Annotated in this window: 18 protein-coding genes; 9 read left to right on the forward strand and 9 right to left on the reverse strand. The window is 61.6% G+C overall.

Annotated features, from left to right (window positions below; genetic code table 11):
• Positions 1-25 precede the first annotated feature (25 nt).
• Positions 26-247 carry a DUF1128 domain-containing protein gene (locus tag ELR57_RS08285; RefSeq protein ID WP_126958553.1) on the forward strand — a complete coding sequence of 74 codons (222 nt, stop codon included), beginning with the start codon at positions 26-28 and terminating at the stop codon, positions 245-247.
• Positions 248-357: 110 nt separating this feature from the next.
• On the opposite strand, the gene ELR57_RS08290 is transcribed toward ELR57_RS08285, so the two are convergent.
• Genes ELR57_RS08290 through ELR57_RS08300 form a run of 3 tightly spaced genes read right to left on the reverse strand, consistent with a single transcriptional unit; the run spans position 358 to position 4,139 of the window.
• Entirely contained in the window at positions 358-1,950 is a 1,593-nt protein-coding gene (locus tag ELR57_RS08290; RefSeq protein WP_126958554.1) for a UDP-glucose--hexose-1-phosphate uridylyltransferase, read from the reverse strand.
• 19 nt (positions 1,951-1,969) lie between these two features.
• Entirely contained in the window at positions 1,970-2,956 is a 987-nt protein-coding gene (gene galE, locus ELR57_RS08295; RefSeq protein ID WP_126958555.1) for a UDP-glucose 4-epimerase GalE, read from the reverse strand.
• Between the two features lies 1 nt (position 2,957).
• Positions 2,958-4,139 carry a galactokinase gene (locus ELR57_RS08300; protein ID WP_126958556.1) on the reverse strand — a complete coding sequence of 394 codons (1,182 nt, stop codon included), beginning with the start codon at positions 4,137-4,139 and terminating at the stop codon, positions 2,958-2,960.
• A gap of 201 nt (positions 4,140-4,340) precedes the next feature.
• Here ELR57_RS08300 and ELR57_RS08305 point away from each other — a divergent pair, with 201 nt between their 5' ends.
• The 3 genes from ELR57_RS08305 (at position 4,341) to ELR57_RS08315 (ending at position 6,786) form a co-directional block, all read left to right on the forward strand.
• On the forward strand, positions 4,341-5,210 hold the full coding sequence (locus tag ELR57_RS08305; RefSeq protein WP_126958557.1) for an AraC family transcriptional regulator: 870 nt from the start codon (positions 4,341-4,343) through the stop codon (positions 5,208-5,210).
• A gap of 74 nt (positions 5,211-5,284) precedes the next feature.
• On the forward strand, positions 5,285-5,749 hold the full coding sequence (locus tag ELR57_RS08310; RefSeq protein WP_126958558.1) for an SRPBCC family protein: 465 nt from the start codon (positions 5,285-5,287) through the stop codon (positions 5,747-5,749).
• Positions 5,750-5,826: 77 nt separating this feature from the next.
• Positions 5,827-6,786 carry a serine hydrolase domain-containing protein gene (locus ELR57_RS08315; RefSeq protein ID WP_126958559.1) on the forward strand — a complete coding sequence of 320 codons (960 nt, stop codon included), beginning with the start codon at positions 5,827-5,829 and terminating at the stop codon, positions 6,784-6,786.
• 440 nt (positions 6,787-7,226) lie between these two features.
• Here ELR57_RS08315 and ELR57_RS08320 read toward each other — a convergent pair whose 3' ends face one another.
• The 6 genes from ELR57_RS08320 to ELR57_RS08345 form a co-directional block, all read right to left on the reverse strand.
• On the reverse strand, positions 7,227-7,667 hold the full coding sequence (locus tag ELR57_RS08320) for a PaaI family thioesterase (RefSeq protein ID WP_126958560.1): 441 nt from the start codon (positions 7,665-7,667) through the stop codon (positions 7,227-7,229).
• Positions 7,668-7,916: 249 nt separating this feature from the next.
• Positions 7,917-9,608 (reverse strand): long-chain-fatty-acid--CoA ligase, encoded by a 1,692-nt coding sequence (locus tag ELR57_RS08325; RefSeq protein ID WP_126958561.1) that lies wholly within the window; start codon positions 9,606-9,608, stop codon positions 7,917-7,919.
• A gap of 72 nt (positions 9,609-9,680) precedes the next feature.
• Positions 9,681-11,480, reverse strand: coding sequence for an acyl-CoA dehydrogenase family protein (locus ELR57_RS08330; protein ID WP_126958562.1), 1,800 nt, complete (start codon positions 11,478-11,480; stop codon positions 9,681-9,683).
• A gap of 69 nt (positions 11,481-11,549) precedes the next feature.
• Entirely contained in the window at positions 11,550-12,734 is a 1,185-nt protein-coding gene (locus ELR57_RS08335) for an acetyl-CoA C-acyltransferase (RefSeq protein ID WP_126958563.1), read from the reverse strand.
• A gap of 23 nt (positions 12,735-12,757) precedes the next feature.
• Complete coding sequence (locus ELR57_RS08340) at positions 12,758-15,181, reverse strand: 3-hydroxyacyl-CoA dehydrogenase/enoyl-CoA hydratase family protein (RefSeq protein ID WP_238162447.1); 2,424 nt, start codon at positions 15,179-15,181, stop codon at positions 12,758-12,760.
• The gene (locus ELR57_RS08345) at positions 15,178-17,508 is read right to left on the reverse strand and encodes a (Fe-S)-binding protein (protein ID WP_126958564.1); all 2,331 of its coding nucleotides are present in this window, start codon (positions 17,506-17,508) and stop codon (positions 15,178-15,180) included. The genes ELR57_RS08340 and ELR57_RS08345 overlap by 4 nt, the downstream gene beginning before the upstream one ends.
• Positions 17,509-17,845: 337 nt before the next feature.
• Here ELR57_RS08345 and ELR57_RS08350 point away from each other — a divergent pair, with 337 nt between their 5' ends.
• The 5 genes from ELR57_RS08350 (at position 17,846) to ELR57_RS08365 (ending at position 21,574) form a co-directional block, all read left to right on the forward strand.
• Complete coding sequence (locus ELR57_RS08350; RefSeq protein ID WP_126958565.1) at positions 17,846-18,427, forward strand: fatty acid metabolism transcriptional regulator FadR; 582 nt, start codon at positions 17,846-17,848, stop codon at positions 18,425-18,427.
• A 42-nt stretch (positions 18,428-18,469) separates the two neighbouring features.
• Positions 18,470-19,237 carry an electron transfer flavoprotein subunit beta/FixA family protein gene (locus ELR57_RS08355; RefSeq protein ID WP_126958566.1) on the forward strand — a complete coding sequence of 256 codons (768 nt, stop codon included), beginning with the start codon at positions 18,470-18,472 and terminating at the stop codon, positions 19,235-19,237.
• Positions 19,238-19,296: 59 nt separating this feature from the next.
• Positions 19,297-20,289 carry an electron transfer flavoprotein subunit alpha/FixB family protein gene (locus ELR57_RS08360; RefSeq protein WP_126958567.1) on the forward strand — a complete coding sequence of 331 codons (993 nt, stop codon included), beginning with the start codon at positions 19,297-19,299 and terminating at the stop codon, positions 20,287-20,289.
• Between the two features lie 187 nt (positions 20,290-20,476).
• Positions 20,477-20,653 (forward strand): hypothetical protein, encoded by a 177-nt coding sequence (locus ELR57_RS27820; protein WP_158629965.1) that lies wholly within the window; start codon positions 20,477-20,479, stop codon positions 20,651-20,653.
• 21 nt (positions 20,654-20,674) lie between these two features.
• On the forward strand, positions 20,675-21,574 hold the full coding sequence (locus ELR57_RS08365; RefSeq protein ID WP_126958568.1) for a LysR family transcriptional regulator: 900 nt from the start codon (positions 20,675-20,677) through the stop codon (positions 21,572-21,574).
• Positions 21,575-21,649 lie beyond the last annotated feature (75 nt).

Here is a 21,649-nt window from a genome sequence, read left to right on the forward strand (position 1 = left end):
GTGATTAGCGAGAGGAAGATGTCCGATGGATTTATCCCAACCGACCCAAGAGAACGTCGAGTTCATGATAGAAGGAATCAAGGCTAAGCTGCGCATGGCTTCCGCCGCGGCCATGCAAGCCTCCCACTTCCAAGTCGACAAATACGAGGACATCAAGGACCTCTACGACATGGTGAGCTCCAAGGACCGGTTCAGCATCAGCGAGGTTGAAGCGCTCGTCTCCGAGCTCGGCAAGCTGCGCGGGTAAGCATTGAGCGGCCTTGAGGGCGGCTTCAACGATCCCGACGCCGAATTCTCGGCATTCGCAAACCAACAAACAGCCCCTGCGCATCGAATGCGCAGGGGCTGTTGCTTTACTCACCCGCCGAAGCCGACGGCCGCGAGGAAGCGTCCGATTGCGGCGCGGCCCGCTTCATTGTCCTTGTACACGCCCGCGTCGGCGAGCACGGCGCGGAACTTGTCGCCGACCGCCGAGCGGAGCAGGTTCAAGGCTTCCCATTCTCCGAGCGCGATGCCGTGCTCGGCAACGAGCTCCGCGATCCATGGCGCGTGCTTCGCCAGCGGATGGTCCGCCTTCGCCAGTTCGGCGGCGTCGTAAGGCGCGGCGCCGGTCAGGATCTGCGCGATCTCCGCGAGCTCCTCCTGAAGGCGTCCCGGCAGGACCGCGAGGCCCATGACCTCGATAAGGCCGATGTTCTCTTTCTTGATGTGGTGCAGCTCCTTGTGCGGATGGAAGATGCCGTCCGGATGCTCTTCGCTCGTGCGGTTGTTGCGCAGCACGAGATCGAGCTCGTATTCTCCCTTGTCCGTCATGCGGGCGATCGGCGTGATCGTGTTGTGCGGCGTCTCGCCCGTGAAGGCGGCGACTTCCGCCGCCGGATCGCTATAGCCGCGCCAAGCGTCGAGAATCGAGTTGCTGACGCGAAGAAGCGCTTCGCGGTCGGCGGAGCGAAGGCGCAGCACCGACATCGGCCAGCGGACGACGCCGACCGTAACGGCTCCTTCGGTCGCATGCTGGCGCCAGCGGTCGACGACGGCCGTCTCCATCGGGAACACGTGGCGCCCGGCCTGGAAGTGGTCGTGGTTCAGGATCGAGCCGCCGACGATCGGCAGGTCCGCGTTGGAGCCGATGAAGTAATGCGGGAAGCTCTCCACGAAGTCCAGCAAGCGCGGGAACGTCGCATGCGAGATCTTCATCGGAACATGCTCGCCGCTGAAAACAATGCTGTGCTCGTTATAGTAAACATAAGGAGAATATTGCAAGAACCAAGGCGCTCCCTGCAGCTCCAGCGGAATGGCGCGCAGGTTCTGGCGCGCCGGATGGTTCACTCGGCCGGCATAGCCGACGTTCTCCTTGCAGAGCAGGCACTTCGGATAGTTCGACTGAGGAAGCGTCTTAAGCAGCGCGATCTCCTTCGGGTCCTTCTCCGGCTTCGACAGGTTGATCGTGATCTCCAGCTCTCCGTATTCCGTCGCATGGCGCCAGTAGCCGTTCTTGCGGATGCGGTCCATGCGGATGTAGTTGGAGTCGACGCTGAGCTTGTAGAACCAGTCCGTCGCCTCCGAGATGCCCTTCGACTCCGCAAGCTGGCGGAAAATCGCGTTCGTCTCGGAAGGACGCGGCATCAAGAGGCCCATGATGCGGGCGTCGAACAGATCGCGGTACGTCGTCGTGTTCTCCGGGATCAAGCCCAGCTCGAATGCGGCGTCCAGCAGCGGCTCCAGGATCGGCATCGGGCCGTCCGGAAGCTCCGATGCTTCCGAAGGCTCCTCCGTCTCCGCCGGCTCCGACAGGTTGAAAAGATCAAGCAGCGAGTTGATCGCGTACTCCTTGTCGTGAGGAGCGATCATCCCGTTCGCCAGGGCGAATTCGACCAGCCGTTCGATGCCGGCGTAGAGATTGCGCGGCTCGGATGCCGCGGTGGACATAGATGAGGTTGCTGCGTTCATGATGGGTAAAGCCTCCGTCCTATTTCTCGTAACCGTTCGGATGGCTGCTGTGCCAAGCCCAAGCGCTTGAGATGATGTCCTTCAAATGCGCCCTGCGCGGGTTCCAGTCGAGTTCCCGGCGCGCGCGGTCCGAGGATGCGACGAGCACGGCAGGATCGCCGGCGCGGCGCGGCTCGACGCGAACCGGAATCTCGCGGCCGGTCACTTCGCGGGACAGGTCGATCACTTGCTTGACCGAGAAGCCCGAGCCGGTTCCGAGGTTGTAGATGGCGCTGTCCCCGCCGCGGCGAAGACGTTCAAGAGCCAGGATGTGCGCGTCGGCCAGGTCGCTGACGTGGATGTAGTCGCGCAGGCAAGTGCCGTCTTCCGTCGGGTAGTCGTCGCCGAACACCGAGATGAACTCGCGCTGGCCGAGCGCCACCTGCAGCACAAGAGGAATAAGATGCGTCTCCGGGCTGTGGTCCTCGCCGATGCGGCCGCTCTCGTGGGCGCCCGCCGCATTGAAGTAACGAAGCGACGTATACTTCACTCCATGCGCGTGGTCGAACCAACGGATCATTTTCTCCATGGCGAGCTTCGTCTCTCCATAAGCATTCGTCGGCAGAGTGCGGTCGTACTCGTCGATCGGCACCTTCTCCGGTTCGCCGTAAGTCGCCGCGGTCGAGGAGAAAATAATGCGTTTCACGTTCGCCTTGTTCATAGCTTCCAGCAAGCAGAGCGTTCCGTATACGTTGTTGTGGTAGTATTTGCCCGGATTCTGCATGCTCTCGCCGACAAGCGAATTCGCCGCGAAATGGATGACGCCGTCGATCTCGTTCTCCGCGAACACCTTATCCAAGAACGCTTCGTCCCTCAGATCCCCTTCGTAGAACTTGCCGCCGAGCAGCGCGTTCCGGTGCCCTTGATACAAATTGTCGATGACGACGACTTCCTCGCCCTTCTCCAGAAGGGCCGCTACCGCGTGGGAACCGACATAGCCGGCTCCTCCCGTTACCAATACCGCCATTTTAGTTTTCCCCCTTCCATTCCTTGACGCCATCGCCGATGTTGCAGACATAGAAGTCTGCCTTCAATCCGGTAGCCGCCAGGTACTTCTCACCGACCTCAGAGATGAAGCGCTCGACCGAATCCTGGTGGACAAGCGACACCGTGCAGCCGCCGAAGCCTGCGCCGGTCATACGGGAACCGAGCACGCCCGGAACGGCGCGAGCCGCGTCGACCATGGCGTCGAGTTCGGAGCCGGTGACTTCGTACAGATCGCGCAGCGAGTCATGGGATCCGTTCATGAGCAGTCCGAACGCCGCCAGGTCGTTCGCCGTAAGCGCCGCGATGGAGCGCTCCACGCGGTCGATCTCTTCCACCACGTGCTGAGCGCGGCGGCGGACCGTCTCGTCTTTGATCAGTCCCTTGCTCGCTTCGAACTGCTCGAGATTGATCTGGCCGAGAAGCGTCAGTTCAGGGAAAGCCGCCTTCAGGTCTTGAACCGCTTCTTCGCATTGCGCGCGGCGCTCGTTGTACTTGGAGTCGACCAGGCCGCGGCGCTTATTCGTATTGCCGATGACCAGCTTGTAATCGCCGGATTGGAAAGGCACGAGGTCGAATTTAAGCGTATCGCAGTCCAGATGGATCGCATGGTCCTTCTTCCCGTTCGCGACGGCGAATTGGTCCATGATGCCGCTCTTCACGCCGACGAATTCGTTCTCCACGTGCTGGGACCAGCGCGCGATCTCGACCGTATCGATTGGCTGCCCTTCCAGCGTGAGCAGGCCGAACATCGTCACGACTTCGATCGAAGCCGAAGAGGAGAGCCCCGCGCCGTTCGGAATCTCGCCGTGGAACAGCAGGTCGTAGCCGCTCGAAAGCTTGATTCCGCGCTGCTCCAGCTCCCAGACGACGCCCTTCGGGTAGTTCGTCCAATCGTCTTCTTCTTTGTAGCTGAGGCCGTCGGCCGGCACGTAGCGGGTCAGCTCGAAGTTCGTCGAAGCTAGCCCAAGCTGGCGATCGCCTCTCGGACGGATCAGCAGCGTCGTGCCGAACGTCAGAGCCGCCGGGAACACCGCGCCGCCATTGTAGTCGGTATGCTCGCCGATCAGGTTCACGCGCCCCGGCGCATGGAAGACGCGCAAGCCTTCCTCGCCGCCTCCGAAACGAGACAAAAATTGCTGGGTCAATTGTGGGATGTTCGGCATGGTATCGGATACTCTCCTTGTTAGAGACTTGTTTTTCTTGACTTCATTATAGCGAAACAAGCGATTATCGGAAAATGGCTGGATGTGTTATTCATATGGACAAATGTGACTTAATGTTGCTTTTGGCGCGGATCCGCATGGTACAATGGAGGTATTCCGGAAACGGTTAAAAACGATTCCGCGCCGCAAGGAGACCTGCCGATGAGCCTGCGTCCCACCTATCAAGTCGCCTCTCATCCTCTCATTCCCGCACCCGATGACCGTGCCGCTCTGCTGACTGTCCTGTTCGTCGGAGAGAGCCAGACCCGGCCCGAGCATAAGGTCGGTCCCAAGGTTGTCGATTACTACTTGCTTCATCACGTCATGTCCGGCCGAGGCGTGTTCGCCAGCGGAGACCTGAGGGTCGAGCTGCGGGCGGGGCAGAGCTTCCTTATCCATCCTCGCCAACTGGTCAGCTACGAATCGGATTCGAAGGAGCCTTGGCGATACCGCTGGATTGCCTTCTCCGGGCGAATCGCGGACGAGCTCGTTCTGGATGCCGGCCTGTCCGCGATGGCTCCGATCGCCGACACCGGCGACAGCCCCGGTCCCGGTTCCCGCTTCGAAGCGATCTTCGATGCGTTCCGGCAGAAGGCGAAGTCCGCCGCCTTGACGGCAAACGGACAGTTGCACCTGCTGCTCGCCGAGCTGAAGGAAGCGGCAGCCGACGGCAGTTCCGAGCCGCTTCGCCCGGACTCGCACAGCGAGGAGCTCGTCCAGCGTGTCGTCGGCTATCTCTCCGCGCAATACCCGGAGGTGGTCACGATCGAAGCGATGTCCGAGACGCTGGGCTACAACCGCGCGTACCTGTCCCGGATTTTCAAACAGCATACCGGCTTGACGCCGATCGCGTTCTTGACCCGAACCCGCATCGATCATGGACGCCGCCTGCTGCGGGAGCGCCACGAGCTCACCGTCGAGCAGATCGCCTCCTCCGTCGGCTACCCGGACGCTCTCTACTTCTCCAAGCTGTTCCGCAAGCACTACGGCCAGACGCCGACCGAATACCGCGCTTCCGTCGCCAAGCCGTGACATGCGTTCTCTCTTCCGGCTCGGGTTCATAAGCTAATCTATATGAAGCTATCGTCGAGAGGAGAGGGCGCGCCGTGGAACCTGGCCAATGGAGAATCGAAGCCGTAACGATCGAGAGAGACGCCGACGAGGTGTACGAATATGCGGCCAACCCGGCGAATTTCGCCGAATGGGCCACCTCCTTCTGCCTATCCGTCCGGGAGAACGAAGCCGGCTGGAGCATCGAGACGACGGAAGGCGAGATGACGCTGCGCTTCGCCGAACGCAATCCGTACGGGATCATGGACCATTACGTCGCAAGCGCCGACGGACCCGAACGCCCGAATCACGCCAGGGTCGTCCCGTTCGGCGGCGGCAGCCGGGTCATCTTCACCGTGTTCCAAGCGAAGGATCCTCTGGATCTCCCATTGGCGCTGGGCTGCCGCAATGTCAGGGAGGATCTGCAGAGGTTAAAAAGCGTGCTGGAGTCGGAGGTAAGCGAAGGGAGTCGGAGGATAGGCGAAGGGAAGCGGAGGAAGGCGGAGGATCGGAAAGGATAGCCGGTCGGCAAATCGTGGTAGAATAGGGGTAAACGTTGAACTGCCGCCTGCCGCGGGAGCTCAGAAGGACGACAGACATGAATTGGACCTCATTAACCGAAGAGCTTGCTCCTCTGGATCTGCGAAGCTGCTTGATTAGCAGGCGCGGAGAGCTTGTCTTCGAGAGATATCGGAATCCCGGCGACGGATCGGAGATCGCCGACACCCACTCCGTCACCAAGAGCTTCCTCTCCGCGCTCGTCTGCATCGCCATGGACCGTGAACTGCTGCCGGGTCCGGATACGCTTGCTTCCGAGTTTTTCCCTCGGCTGGGCGTGGACGAGGATCCCCGCAAGCGCAGCATCACGCTGGAGCATCTGCTCACGATGTCGGCCGGGTTCGAATGGACCGAATTCGGCGGCCGCAATTCATTTCCCAAGATGACGAGATCGCCTCGCTGGGCCGACTTCGTGCTGGAGCTGCCGCTGATGGACAAGCCCGGCGACCGGATGACCTACAATTCCGGCATCTCGCAGCTGCTGTCCAGCCTGCTCTCGCGAGCCGTCGGGATGACGGCCGCGCGCTTCGCGGAGGAAGAGCTTTTCGGTCCGCTCGGCATCGGAAGCTACGAGTGGGAGAGCGATCCGCAAGGCGTGAACACGGGCGGCTTCGGGCTACATCTCCGGCCGGCGGATCTGCTGAAGTTCGGGCAGCTTTACCTGCAGCAAGGACGCTGGGGCGACCGCCAGCTCGTATCCGCCGGGCTCGCCGAGCGTTCCGTGCGGCCCGCTCTCCGCTCGCGGGACCATCGCGAGGGCTGGTACGGCTGGCACTGGTGGAGCGATCGCTATTCAGGGGAAGAGTCGTCCGCCTCGGTTGGCTCTAGCGCCGCCGCGATGGACTACTTCTTCGCTCGCGGCTATGGCGGCCAGTTTATCTACGTCGTGCCGAGCCGGGACGCCGTCGTCGTGTTGACCAACGACAAGCGGAAGAAGGACCGGATGCCGGTGTCCGTCTTCCGCGAGCTTATCGCCCCCCGGCTGTTTCCTGAGCCGTAACGGCGGGGTTCGGGGGCTCAACAGGCTGAGTTATTGCGATTTTGGCAATAACGGCGGTTGCTCGGGGGCTCAACCGGGCGAGTTATTGCGATTTTAGCAATAACGGCGGCTGCTCGGGGGCTCAATCGGCTGAGTTATTGCGATTTTGGCAATAACGGCTGCTTCTCGGGGGCTCAACCGGGCGAGTTATTGCGATTTTGGCAATAACGACGGCTGTTCCGGGGCTCAACCGGCGGAGTTATTGCGATTTTAGCAATAACGGCGGTTGCTCGGGGGCCAAGGGAGTGAACGTTTAATGTTTTTCCCCTTCCAAACGCCTTCAGTGTTCTCGGTTAAGCGGAGATGTTGCTTTGCGCGCTTAGGCGATCTTTGCGGAAGACTATACAGGCAAAGAAGCTGCTTTGGATGACGAACCCGCCACCTGGAGCAGCTTCTTTCTTTTACACTTTCTGTCCCTTCACCTCCACAATCCGGAAGCTCCCTGTCCCGAAGGCGAGAAGCTCTCCCTTCTCGTCGTGAACGTGGGCGATCGTATGCACCGATTTTCTCGTGCGCTGCACGATCTCGGCTCTTACGGTGATCCGCCCTTCTCGCGCCGAAGCGACGTAATGCAGGTTCAGGTTGGTCGTCACCGAACTCTCGCGGGGATTATCCCGCATGACGGCAAGCCCCATGACGGAGTCCATCAACGAGGCATGGACTCCGCCGTGCACGATGCCCATCAGGTTCAAATGTCTGGGCTCGATCTGCAAGGAGACGACGACCGATTTCTCCTCCAGCCTCTCGAACTCGCACCCCAGCAGCCCCCAGAACGTCGATTTTCCAAGCTCCTCCCATTCCTTCAGCTTCGCGGCCAGCTCCTCCGGTACCTCCCTCTCCATCTCGCACCTCCTTCTCTGTATGCTGCGCAATAACGCATAGCCTCTTATCCCTGTCGCTCAGAATGAATGGGCTGCCAGGAAGCCCTGAGGCAAGGGGATAGTGGTTCATCTTAACAAAATAGAAACAATCGCCTCGGCCCAGCCCTCCTGAATTCGACATTCTTCGATATATTTGAGTTGCTCAATTTTCAATCCGCCGCAGATCCCGTCAACCTACAGACCCTCCCTTGATTTTCTGCATCGCGCCAACTAAGAGCCTTCCCTCGACCCCGAAGTCCGCTCGTTCTCCTCCTCCACCAGCTTACGCCTCAGCACCTTGCCGGCCATCGTCTTCGGAAGCGCTTCCCTAAATTCGAACTGCTTCGGAATTTTATAAGCCGCGAGCTTATCCTTGCACCAGAACCTCAGCTCGTCGGGACTCAGCTTCGCCCCTTCGCGAAGGACGATATAGGCTTTGACCGTCTCCCCGCGATAAGCGTCCACCACCCCGGCGACCGCGACCTCCGCGATCAGAGGGTGCTCGTAGAGCACGTCTTCGACCTCGCGAGGATAGATGTTGTACCCGCCGGCGATGATGAGATCCTTGCGCCGATCGAGAATGTAGCAGAAGCCGTCGTCGTCCATCGTGCCCAAGTCGCCGGTCAGCAGCCAGCCATCCCGGAGCACTTTCTCCGTCTCGCCCGGCTTCTGCCAGTAGCCTTGCATCACTTGCGGCCCTCGGACGGCCAGCTCTCCGATCTCGCCCGGCGCCACGTCCTCCAGCGTATCGGGACGGACGATCCGAGCCTCCGTGTCCGGAACCGGAATGCCGATCGAACCGGCCTTGCGGCGTGCCCAGATGTTATTCACGTGGGTCACCGGGGACGCCTCCGTGAGACCGTAGCCCTCGATCAGCTTCCCGCCGCTTAAGGCCTCGAACTTCTCCTGCACCTGCTGGGGGAGCGGAGCCGCTCCGCTGACGCAGATTCGGATGGAGGACAGCCAGCCTTTTTTCCCCTCGGCATGGTTAATGATCGCGATATACATCGTCGGAGCTCCCGGCAGTATCGTCGGCCGCTTCTTGCGGATCGTGCTCAGAACCTGCTTGATCTCGAAGCGCGGCAGCAGGATCAGCGTCCCCGCCGTGTACACCCCAAGGTGAAGCAAGGTGGTCAGCCCGAACACGTGAAAAAAAGGAAGAGCGCACATGTACCGTTCCTTGCCCTCTTGAGCTTTGTAGAACCAGAGCCGGCACTGGATCGTATTGGCGACGAGATTGCGATGGGTCAGCATGACGCCCTTGGCAAGCCCCGTCGTACCCCCGGTATATTGCAGGAGGGCGAGATCCGTCGCGGGGTCGATCGGCACCTCGATGGGCGCATCGGAAGCTTCGGCCAGCAGCCTGCGGAAGCTCAGGATCCGGTTGTCGTAGGAGATCTTAAGCAGCGCGCTCTCTTTTTTTTGTTTGATGCGGAAGAGCACATTAAGCGGAAAAGGAAGATAATCGCGAATGGACGTTACGATGATTCGGTTAAGAGGTACGTTCTCGATGGCCTGCTCCACCCTCTTCAGCAGTTGGTCGAGAGTGACGATGACGGCGGCCCCCGAATCTCTCAGTTGGTGCTCGAGCTCCCTCTTCGAGTACATCGGGTTCGTCATGACCGCGATCGCTCCGGTCATGAGCGTCCCATAGTAAGCGATGATCATCTGCGGGCAATTCGGAAGCATGAGAGCGACGCGGTCGCCCTTGCGGATGCCGAGCCCGATCAAGGCGTTGGCGAATCGCCGGGCGGCGGCCAGCACCGCCCGGTACGTCATGCGCTTCCCCAGAAAATCGAGAGCCGTCGTCTTCGGATAACGGGCAGCGGCGTCGATCAGGAAGCGCGGGATCGGAATGTCCGGGTACGAATAGGAGTCGGGGACCTCGGCAGGATACTGGGACAACCAAGCATTATCCGGCATAGCCTGCACCTCTCTTGCATTGAAGTGGGTGACGGCAAAACGCTAGCGGACCCTGACGCGAAAGCCGAGCGGTCAGACCGTGTATCTCTCCCCGGCGATGACCCGGGCGGCGATCTGCCGCTTCAACTGCGTCAGGTTCACCGGCGACAGGCGGGTAAGCTTCTTGAGGATCGACAGCTGCGTGCGCAGCACGTCCCCTTCGGCCAGGCTCGCCAGCGACTCCTTCGCCAAGCCTTCGATGAGGCCGAACTGCTCATGGACGAAGACGGACGTCATCGCGATCGCTTGGCTCGCCTTCTCTTCTCCCGCGTTAGCGAGCAGCTTGCGGGTGCGGAGAAGGGCGCTCTCCATCGCGTAAACGGAGATCATCATGTCCGCCAGCTGGCTGAGCAGCTCCTGCTCCTGTTCCAGCTTCGTCTGGTAGCGCTGGACGGCTTGCGCTCCGATCATCAGGAATATTTTCTTCGCCATCGACAGAAGATGGAGCTCCTGCTCCAGCGTTCCTTCGAACGTACGCGATGGAATCGGCTCCATCAGCTCCGCCTGCAGCGCCGTCGCGCTCTGCAGCAGCGGCAGCTCGCCCTTCAAGCCGCGCTTGATAAGCGTGCCCGGAATCAGCAGCCGGTTGATCTCGTTCGTCCCTTCGAAAATCCGATTGATCCGCGAGTCCCGGTAGATGCGCTCGACCGCGTATTCTTGAATGTAGCCGTAGCCCCCGTGGATCTGCACCCCTTCGTCGGCGACGAAGTCGAGCGTCTCCGAGCCGAACACCTTGTTGATGGAGCACTCGAGCTGATACTCCGCGATAGCCTTGGCGGAAGCGAGACCGCTGCCGCCGCCCGCTCCTGCCTGCTCAAGCTCGGCGAGGCCCTCGTCGAACAGGCCCGCCGTGCGGTAGACCATGCTCTCCAGCGCATAGGTCCGAACGTTCATCTCCGCCAGCTTCTTGCCGATCAGCGGGAAGGAGGAGATCGGGCGGCCGAACTGCTGCCGCTCGTTCGCGTACTTCGCCGAGATGGCGATCGTCTCCTTGCAGGCGCCGAGCGTTCCCGCCGCCAGCTTGAAGCGGCCGATGTTCAGGATATTGAAGGCGATCAGATGGCCTTTGCCGACTTCCCACAGCAGGTTCTCGGCCGGCACCTTCACGTCCTCCAGGATGAGCGGGCAGGTCGAGGAGCCTTTGATGCCCATCTTCTTCTCTTCGGGCCCGATGCTGACCCCCGGCATCGTCCGCTCGACGATGAACGTGCTGAACTGCTCTCCGTTCACCTTCGCGTAGACAATGAAGATGTCCGCGAAGCCGGCGTTCGTAATGAACTGCTTCGAGCCGTTCAGCACATAATACCGGCCGTCTTCGGACGGCGTCGCCGTCGTCTTCGCTCCCTGGGCGTCCGAACCGGAAGAGGGTTCCGTCAGGCAGTACGCCGCCAGCTTCGCGCCGCTCGCGAGCTCCGGCAAGTATCTCCGCTTCTGCTCCGGCGTCCCGAAGTAGACGATCGGCAGCGTGCCGATGCCGACATGGGCGCCGACCGACAGGGCGAAGGAAGACGCCTTCGCCAGCCTCTCGTTGATCAAGGTCGAGCTCACCTTGTCGAGCCCGAGCCCTCCATACTCCTCCGGCACGTCCGCGCCGAGGAGGCCGAGTTCGCCGGCCGCGCGCAGCTTCTCGACGGTGAGCGCGTAGTCTAGCTTCTCGATCGCCTCGTCGTGCGGGGCGATCTCCTTCTCGACGAAATCCTCCGTCGTCTGCGCAATCATTCTCTGCTCCTCGCTGAAGTCCTCCGGGGTCACGATGCGGGACACATCCGGGTCGCCCGATCCTTCCAGAATGAAGCTGCCCCCGAGAATCTTGCCTTTGGTCGCCTGACTCATCGCCGCACTCTCCTTATCGATATGAGATGGTAATCGATTTCAATCCGACGAATTCCGTTTCTATCCGTCCTATTCCGCATGAACCTCGAACACCCCTGCCGCCCCCATGCCTCCGCCGATGCACATCGACACGACGCCGAAGCCTCCGCCCCTTCGCCTCAGCTCATGAATCAGGGTGGCCGAGAGCTTGCTTCCGGTGCAGCCGAGCGGATGGCCGAGCGCGATCGCTCCCCCGTTGACGTTAACTTTCTCCTCGTCCAGTCCCAGCTCGCGGATGACCGCGACGCACTGCGAGGCAAACGCCTCATTGAGCTCGAACAGCTTCACGTCTTCCAGGCCGATTCCGGCCATGCGCAACGCCTTCGGTATCGCCTTGATCGGCCCGATGCCCATCATCTCCGGCTCCACGCCGGCCAGGGCGAACGAGCGGAACGTCGCGAGCGGCTTGAGGCCGAGAGACTCCGCCTTCTCGCGGCTCATGACGACCGCGGCGGCCGCCCCGTCGCTCATCTGCGAGGAATTGCCCGCGGTGACCGAGCCGCCCGCCTTGAACGAAGGCTTCAGCTTCGCCAGCGCCTCCAACGACGTATCGGCCCGCACTCCTTCGTCCTTATCGAAGACGAAACGCTTCGTCGCGAAGCCGCCCCTGCCGTTCTCTTCGGTCCATTGCGCCGCGACGGGAATGATCTCTTCGCGGAATCGGTCCTCCGCGATCGCCCGCGCCGCCTTCTCGTGCGACCGCATAGCGAAGCGGTCCTGCTCCTCGCGCGACACGCCGTAGCGCGCAGCCACGTTCTCCGCCGTGTGCCCCATGCCGATATAGACCTCCGGCATGGCGGCTACGATGGCGGGATTCGGCGACATCTTGAAGCCGGTCATCGGAACGTGGCTCATGCTCTCGACGCCTCCGGCGATCACGGCGTCCGCGTGCCCGAGCAGGATGCGCTCGGCCGCGAAGGCGATGGATTGCAGGCCGGAAGCGCAGAAGCGGTTGACCGTCAGCGCCGGTACCGTGTTCGGGAATCCGGCGTACAGCGACATGATGCGGGCGAAGTTCAGCCCTTGCTCCCCTTCGGGCATCGCGCAGCCGATGATGACGTCCTCCACGTCTTCTTTGCCTAATCCGGGCGTCCGCTGCATGACTCCTTCCAGAACCGCCTTGCCCAGGTCGTCGGCCCGGGTCTGGGCAAGGCCGCCCTTCTTGGCCTTGCCGACCGGCGTCCGTCCAATCGTTACGATCACGGCTTCTCTCATGTCCGATTCCTCCTCTCTTCGCTTTAATTGCGAAGCGCTTTGCCCTTCGTCAGCATGTGCTGCATGCGCTGCTGCGTCAGAGGCTCGCCGCACAGGCTGAGGAACGCCTCCCGCTCCAGGTCGAGCATATACTGCTCGCTCACGAGCGTCCCCGCCGGCAGGTCCCCGCCGGCCAGCACGTGCGCCAGCTTCTTCGCGATCTTCAGGTCATGATCGCTGATATAGTTGCTCTCCCTCATGCCGATCGCGCCAAGCTGCATAAGCGCCTTGCCTTCCGACCCGGCGACGGCCAGCTTCCGCTCCGGCACGGGCTCCCAGCCGCCCCGCGCCATCCGGAGCACCGCCTGCTTCGCCTCGTAGATCTGAAAGTCCGGGTTGGCCGCCACCCGGTCCGTCTCCCTTAGATAGCCAAGCTTCTTCGCGTCATGCCCGCTAGACGACACCTTGGCCATCCCGATCGTCTCGAACGCGCGAATCACGTGGGGCTGCACGTCCGAGCCCGGAAGCAGCGCGGCGGCTTCGCTTGCCCGGAGCGCGAATTCCTTGCAGCCTCCGCCCGCCGGGATCAGCCCGACGCCGACCTCGACGAGGCCGTAATACGTCTCCGGCGAGGCGATCACCAGATCGGCGGGAAGGCAGGCCTCGACTCCTCCGCCGAGCGTCATCCGATGCGGCGCGGCGACGACCGGCTTCTCCAGCCGCTTCAGCTTCAGCATCGCGTTCTGGAACTGCCGGATGATGCCGTCGATCTCATCCCACTCCTCCTCCTGCGCCTCCATAAGCAGGAGCATAATGTTCGCTCCGACGCAGAAGTTCTTGCCTTCGTTGGCGATAACCAGCCCTTCGTAGTTGCGGCGAACCTCGTCCGCGCCTTGCGAGATCATGGACAGAATGTCCGCCCCGATCGCGTTGTTCGGGGAGTGGAACTCCAGGCACGCGACGCCGTCTCCCAGGTCGATCAGGCTCGCGCCGCCGTTGGCCTTGATCGTCTTCCCCTGCTCCTTCAAGCTCTTCAGGGAGACGATCTCCTCCCGCTCTTCCACCCGGCGCCAGCGTCCTTCATACGCGTAGCTGCGCGCGCCGCCGCTCTCTTGAGCATAGAAGGACGTATGGCCTTCCGCGATCCAGGAACGGACCCACTCCGGCAGGGCCTCTCCTTCCTTTTCCATTCTTTGAGCGGAAGCGACGAGGCCGATCGCGTCCCAGGTCTCGAACGGGCCGAGCTCCCAGTTGAACCCCCACTTCATCGCGTTGTCGATCTCCTCGATCGAGTCGGCGATCTCGCCTAACTTGGCCGCCGAGTAGAGCAGCGTCCGCTTTAGCACGTTCCATGCGAGCTCGGAATAGCGATCCCCGCCGCCGAGCAGCGCGCGCAGCTTCCCGCGCGCCCCCTTCGCCTGCTTAGCCGCCTCCAGAGATCCGGAGGACGGCTTCCTCTGCGGCCGATAGTCCATGACCGCCAAGTCCAGGGCCAAGATCTCGCTCGCTCCGCCGGCGCCTTTGCTTTTGCGGTAGAAGCCGGCTCCCGTTTTCTCCCCGAGCCTCCCGCCGCTCACGAGATCGCTGATCACGGCGGGCGTCGAGAATAGCGCCTGCTCCCGCGGATCCGAGACGTTGCTTCGCACGTTGTCCACGACGTGCTCGAACGTATCCAACCCGACCAGGTCGAGCGTCCGAAGCGAAGCGCTCTTGGGACGGCCCATCGCCGGTCCCGTCACCGCGTCGATCTCCTCGACGGTATAGCCTTTCTCCGCCATCTCCTGAAGAATGGCAAGCAAGCCGTACGTCCCGATCCGGTTCGCGATGAAGTTCGGGGTGTCCTTCGCCAGCACGACGCCTTTGCCCAGCTTCGTCTCGCACCATTCCTTCATGCGCAGGACGAGCCCGGGAGCCGTATCCCGGCCCGGAATGATCTCGATCAGCTTCATGTAGCGGGGCGGATTGAAGAAGTGGGTTCCCATGAAGTGGTTCCGGAACGCCTCGCTCCGCCCCTTCGCCATCTCATTGATCGAGATGCCCGACGTGTTCGAGCTGACGACGATGCCCGGCTTCCAATGCCTCTCGATCCTGCCGAGCAGCTCCTGCTTCGCCTCCAGCTTCTCGACGATGACTTCGATGATCCAATCCACGCCCGCGATCTTCGGAAGGTCGTCCTCGAGATTGCCCGGCGTGATCCGGTCCGCGAACTCCTCGACGTAGAGCGGCGCGGGGTTCGTCTTCTTCATCTTGGCGATCGCGGCCGTCGCCAGGCGATTCCTAACGCTCGGATGCTCCAGCGTCAGCCCCCGCTTCTCCTCCTCTTCGGTGAGCCGATCCGGCACGATATCGAGCAGCAGGCAAGGAATGCCGGAGTTGGCCAGATGGGCCGCGATGCCGGAGCCCATGATTCCGGAACCGATCACGGCCGCGCTTCTAATCGCCATGCTTCTATTCATCGTTTGAGTCATACGGAGCGAACCTCCTTGTCGGATGAATTATTGCCTGCTCCGGATCGGTCGCCGAAGACGGACAGCTCCAACAGCTCCGCCACGTCCAGCGTCTTCACCCGGTCCTGGACTTCCTTCATTCTCGTTCCGTCCTCCATCATCGCGAGGCAGTAAGGGCAGCCGCTGCTGATGACGGTCGGCCGCGCCTCAAGCGCCTGCTCCGTCCGGGCGAGATTGACGCGCTTGCCGCTCGTCTCTTCCATCCACATCCGCCCGCCGCCCGCCCCGCAGCACATGCCGTTCTCCCGGCTTCTCGCCATCTCCGCGAGCCTCACGCCGGGAATCGCCTCCAGCACGTTGCGCGGCGCCTCGTACTCGCCGTTGTAGCGGCCGAGGTAGCAGGAGTCGTGGTAGACGACTCGCTCCTTCAGCACATGCAGGGGACGCAGCCGCCCTTCCCGAAGCAGCCGGTCCAGCAATTGAGTATGGTGGAGCACCTCCACCCCTTCCAGCCCGAAGTCCGGGTACTCGTTCTTCAGCGTGTTGAACGTATGCGGGCACGCGGTCACGATCTTCCTCACGCCGTATCGCTGAAGGATCCCGATGTTCTCCGCCGCCAGCTGTTGGAACAGAAGCTCGTTGCCCATCCTTCTCGCCGTGTCGCCGGAGCTCTTCTCCTCGTTCCCGAGGATCGCGAAGGAGACGCCCGCTTCCTCCAGCAGCCGGACGAACGCCCGGGAGATTCGGCGGCTGCGCGGGTCATAGGAGCCCATCGAGCCGACGAAGAAAAGGTACTCGAAGTCCGGACGCTCCTTCACGGTCGGAACGCGAAGCCCTTCGACCTCGCCGGTCCACTGGGCGCGGTCGCCGCGGCTAAGCCCCCATGGGTTGCCCTGCCGCTCGATGTTCTGGAGCGCCCGCTGCCCTTCCTGCGGCAGGCTGCCCTGCATCAGGACGAGATGGCGCCGCAGGTCGACGATCTTATCCACGTGCTCGTTGCCGACCGGGCACTGGTCCTCGCAGTTGCGGCATGTCGTGCACGCCCAGATCTCCTCTTCCGCGATGACGTCCCCGATCAGTTCCAGCTCGGTCGGCGATCGCCCTTCCGCGGATTTCCACGTCGCCTTCTGCCAAGCCTGCGTCGGCCGGATGTCGGTAACGACTTCCTCCTCCCCCTGCCAATCGACTTCCGCCAAGGAGGAGGTGTCCATCGCATGAGCGCGCACGTTCTGCTTTCGCCCCGACATAGCCGCCGAACCGCTGGCCAACCTTTTGCCCGAACCATCCGCCGATCCGTTCGCCGACCTTTTCCCCGAGCCTTCCGCCAATCCGTTCGCCGGCTTTTTGCCCGAGCCCTCCGACGCCCTTCCGAACGCGAACTCGGGAACCCAGGGGGACTTGCCGCTGATAACCGCCCCTTTCTCCTGCAGATGGTCTCTCAGCTTCGTGATCAGGTGCATCGGGGACAGCGCCTTCCCCGTGCTGGACGCGGGACAAACGCTCGTGCAGCGGCCGCATTCGACGCAGGCGTAGAAGTCGAGCATCTGCTTGCGGGTGAAATCCTCGATCCTGCCCGCTCCGAACGACTCCGCGTTCTCGTCCTCCAGGTCGAGCTTCTGCAGCTTGCCGGGCGGCTCCCGTCGGCGAAACCACAGATTCACCGGGGCCGACAGAATGTGAAAGTGCTTCGACTGCGGAACGTAAACGAGAAACGACAAGAGGACAAGAAGATGAACCCACCAGCAAACGTAGAAAAGAACCTTCGCGGAAGACGTCGATAGCCCGGAGAATAGGGAGGCGAGCAGCGAGGAGAGCGGGGCCTGCCAGGATGCTTCCTCCCCCGCCCAGACCCGTTCGAATCCCAGGGAGAAGAGAACGGACAGCATCAGCAGCAGGATAAAGAACAGCACCGCGCTCGGCTTCCAGCCCCGCTTCAGCCGGGGGAGCTTCTCCCCGTAACGCCGATAAGCCGCGTAGCCCATCGCCGCCAATACGAGGAACACGGTTATTTCTTGAAGCAGGCCGAACGAGCCGTACGCCGGAAGCGGCAGGTGGCGGCCGTCCGTCAGGCCTTTGACGATCAGGTCCAGGGCGCCGAATTGAAGCAGGATGAAACCGTAGAAAATAACAACGTGCATCATGCCGCTGCGGAGGTCTTTGAGGAGCTTCTTCTGACCGAACAGCTGCGAGAGGAATTCGCCGGTCCGTCCGGGACCGCCTCCGCGGAACTCCGCCGGGCGTCCGAGCCGGACATAGAGATAGCGATGATAGACGGCGCGATAGAAGAGATAGAGAGCGTAGCCGGTCGCCGCCAGGAACAGCAATAAATTCGCGAGCTGCCATGCCATGCGCATCCTTCCTTTCCTATACCGACGTGAAGGAGGAACCGAACGGGCGTGCAATGAGCGCAAGCTTCCGGGCGAGGAATAGGGGTTGAAAAAGAGTGCGGTCGCGAGTGCGAATGAGAAGAGGAAGAAACCGGGTGCGGATGCCGAGAAAGAGCGAGTAAAAGATTTCGTAACAGACGGTTGATTAAGCTTTGATAACGGTTACAATTTTGCCTTCTATAACGAGTTTATGAGCGCTGACCCCCTTGACTTTCGTTTGATTTTTCCCTACGATGAAGAAAAAATGAATGAGCATTCATTCAGTAATTGATTCAAATTGTAGCACCGGGGTGCCTTCATGACAAGTAAAAAGAAAGAAAAATACAGCCTGATTCTCGACGCCGCGCAGAAGGTCATCGCCGAGAACGGCTACCACGGCGCGCAGGTGTCCCGCATCGCCAAGGAAGCCGGAGTCGCGGACGGAACGATCTATCTGTACTTCAAGAACAAGGAGGATATTCTCATCTCCCTGTTCCAGAGCCGGCTCGGGGAGCTCGTCGAGCAGTTCAACGCGAGGATAGGCGAAGCCGGTTCGGCCTCGGAAGCGCTGCGCCAGATCTGCGAGATCCACTTCACGCAGCTGGAGCGGAATATCGAGCTGGCCTACGTGACGCAGATCGAGCTGCGCCAAAGCTCGCTGGAGCTGCGCAAGGCGATCGGCCAGGCGGTGAAGCCCTATATCCAGCTCATCGAGCATATGGTTAGAAGAGGGATGGAGACCGGCGAGTTCCGGGCCGATCTGGATCCGAAGCTGACCCGCTTGCTGCTGTTCGGCGCGATGGACGAGGTCGTCACCTCCTGGCTGATCTCGGGCTGCAAGTATTCCCTGGCTCCGCTCGTGGAGCCGACCGTCGGGTTTTTCCTGCGAGGCTTGCGATAAGAAGGGCCTGTCCCTTATTTCCCTATGGGAGGAGACGTCGCTATGAACATCTATGTTCTGTTAAAGCAAACGTTCGACACCGAGGAGAAAATCGTGCTGAAAGACGGGCGTGTCTCGGAGGACGGCGTCAAGTTCGTCATCAATCCGTATGACGAGTACGCCGTGGAGGAGGCGCTGCTGCTCAAGGAATCGCTCGGAGGGACGGTGACCGTCGTCTCCGTCGGACCGCCGCGGGCAGCGGAAGCGCTGCGAACGGCCTTGGCCATGGGAGCCGACGAGGCCGTGCTCGTGGACGGCGAGTCCCGCGAGTACGACGAGGCCGCCGTCGCAAGGCTGCTTGAAGCGTATCTGCGGCAGCAAGCTTACGATATCGTTCTCGCCGGGAACTTCTCGACCGATACCGGCGGCGGACAGGTCGCTCTCCGGCTCGCCGAGCGGCTGGGCATTCCCCACGTCTCCTCGATCATCAATCTCGAGGTGAACGGGAGCCAAGCGACCGCCGTCCGCGACGCGGAGGGCGACGCCGAGACGCTGGAGGTCGCCCTGCCCGCGCTGTTCACCGCGCAGCAAGGGCTGAACGAGCCCCGATACCCGTCGCTTCCGGGAATTATGAAGGCCAAGAAGAAGCCGCTGAGACAGCTCGAAGCCGCAGACTTGGGCTTCGGCGAAGGGCAGCTCGCCTCTCTCTCCGTTCGCGGCAAGCTGGCTCTGCCCGCTGTCCGCCAAGCGGGCCGTCGGCTCGCCGGATCGCCTGCGGAGCAGGCTTCCGCCCTAGCGCAGCTTCTTCATAGCGAAGCCAAAGTTCTATAAAGTCGGCTAGGAATCGATTAGCGATCGGATAGGATACGAGAATCGAAGGAGGCCGTCCCATGGGTCAACCTATTCTGGTTATTGCGGAAGTTCGCAACGGGAAGCTGCGGCAGGTGACTCTGGAAGCGCTTTACGCGGCACGTGCCGCTCGGTCGGGGAGCGGCGAAGCCGTCTCCGCCCTGCTTATCGGGCACGGGCTTGCCGACGCGGCCGAGGAACTGAAGGCTTACGTGGAAGGAACCGTCCACGTCATCGATCACCCCCAGCTCGCCGCCTACAATCCCGAATCGTATGCCCTCGCCGTCGGAAGCTTGCTGGACACGCAGCAGCCCCGGCTGGTCGCGCTCGGCCATACGGCATTCGGGCGCGATCTGGCGCCGGTTATCGCCGCCAAGCTCCAAGCCGGCCAGATCTCCGATGTCGTCGCCCTCGAAGGGGAAGGCGACGATCTCGCTTACGTCCGGCCGCTCTACGCCGGCAAGCTGTTCGAGACGCGCCGCTTCGCTCCCGGCTCCGCTCAGGTCGTCACCGTCCGTCCGAGCAACCTGCCTCCAGCGGAACGAAGCGCCTCTTCCGGAACGATCGAGGCGCTCCCTTACCAGCCGCCGGCTTCGCTACGCACGATCGTCAAGGACGTGATCCGCCAGGCCGCCGGGAAGGTGGATCTGACCGAGGCCCGCATCGTCGTCTCCGGCGGCCGGGGCGTTCGGAGCGCCGAGGGCTTCAAGCCGCTGCAGGAGCTCGCCGCCGTGCTCGGAGCCGCGGTCGGCGCCTCGCGCGCCGCGTGCGATGCCGGCTACTGCGAATATTCGATGCAGATCGGCCAGACCGGCAAGGTCGTCACTCCCGAGCTGTACATCGCCTGCGGCATCAGCGGCGCCATCCAGCACCTCGCCGGCATGAGCCGCTCCCGCGTCATCGTCGCGATCAACAAGGACCCCGAGGCGCCTATCTTTAAGGTAGCGGATTACGGGATCGTCGGCGACTTGTTCGAGATCGTCCCGCTGCTGACCGAAGAATTCAAGAAACTGCTGGCTTCCGAGGCGTCCTGATCCCCATCCAAACGAACACGCGCTGCCAATCCCGCCTGCTCTCCGATTCGCCGGAGAGCGGGCGGGATTTTTTTGGTGGCGTTTCCATTGATTTTCTCGATAGTTGACATGCAAATCCTTCGCTAACTGCTTCCCGCTCTTCGATGGTAAGATGATCCTCAATCCAAGCCGATCGGGGGCGAAAAAGATGTTGATTCACGAGTATCAGGCTTTTACAATATGGAAAATGAGCGAGGCGGAGATCGAACGAAAAAGCGAGTTGGCGCGTATGATTCAGTCGGAGCAGAATGACCGCAAAATTCCCGCGTATCGTAAAAATCGAATCCAGCAATTCGTTTCGCTCCTTATCCGCAAGCTATCTTAGTAAGACGGGCGGTGATCGGCCATGGACCTTACCACTCTCAAAAGCTTTATGGAAGTCGCGCGTTGCCAGAGCTTCACCAAGGCCGCGGAGAATCTCGGTTACGTACAATCGAGCGTAACCACCCACATTCAGAAGCTGGAACAGGAATACGGCGTCATCCTGTTCGAGCGATACGGACGCGCGATGAGGCTGACGTCCGAGGGAGAGCATCTCCACCACATTTTCGCGCAGATCCTGACGCTATACGAGGATTCGAAGATTCTGATCTCCCGGCAAGTGAACGGGAACCTCAACATCGGATCGATCGAGTCGATGATCGCCTACTTCCTGCCTCCCGTGTTCAAGCAATTCCGCCAGGCCTTCCCTCAGGTCAGCCTGCACGTTCAAGCCTTGCATGAGCAGGAGATTCTGCAGATGGTCCGTTCGGGCGAGATCGACACGGGCATCATCCTGGACCGGATGGTGACGGACGACGACATCGAGACGATTCCGATCCGCGAAGAATCGCTGGTCCTCTTCGCCGAGCCCGGCCATCCTCTGTGCCGGCAATCCCGGATCACGATGAGCGACTTGAACGGTCACAGCTACGTCGCCACCGAGCAGACCTGCACCTATCGCAACGCCTTCGAGCGCTTGCTGGCCAGCAACGAGGTCTGCTACCAGATCCAGCACGAGTTCGAGAGCCTCGAAGCGATCAAGCAATTCGTCGGATACGGTCTCGGCGTCGGCCTGCTGCCGCGTATCGCGATCGAACGGGAATTAGCCGACGGCCGTCTGGTCGCCCTCCCCTTCGAGAATCCGGGGATCGTCCTCTACACCCAGATCGTGCTGCATCGCAAGAAGTGGCGGAATCCGGCCATACGCCATATGATCGAATTGCTCAAAGAAGCGGCTTGCGCCGATGAGATAGTCGCTTTGTAAAAAACGCCAAAAACCGGATGCCGCCCCCCTTCGTTCAAGACGGGAGAGCAGGCTCCGGTTTTTTGTTGTCTTTTC

The organism is Cohnella sp. AR92 (genome assembly GCF_003990975.1).
Taxonomy (GTDB): Bacteria; Bacillota; Bacilli; order Paenibacillales; family Paenibacillaceae; genus Cohnella.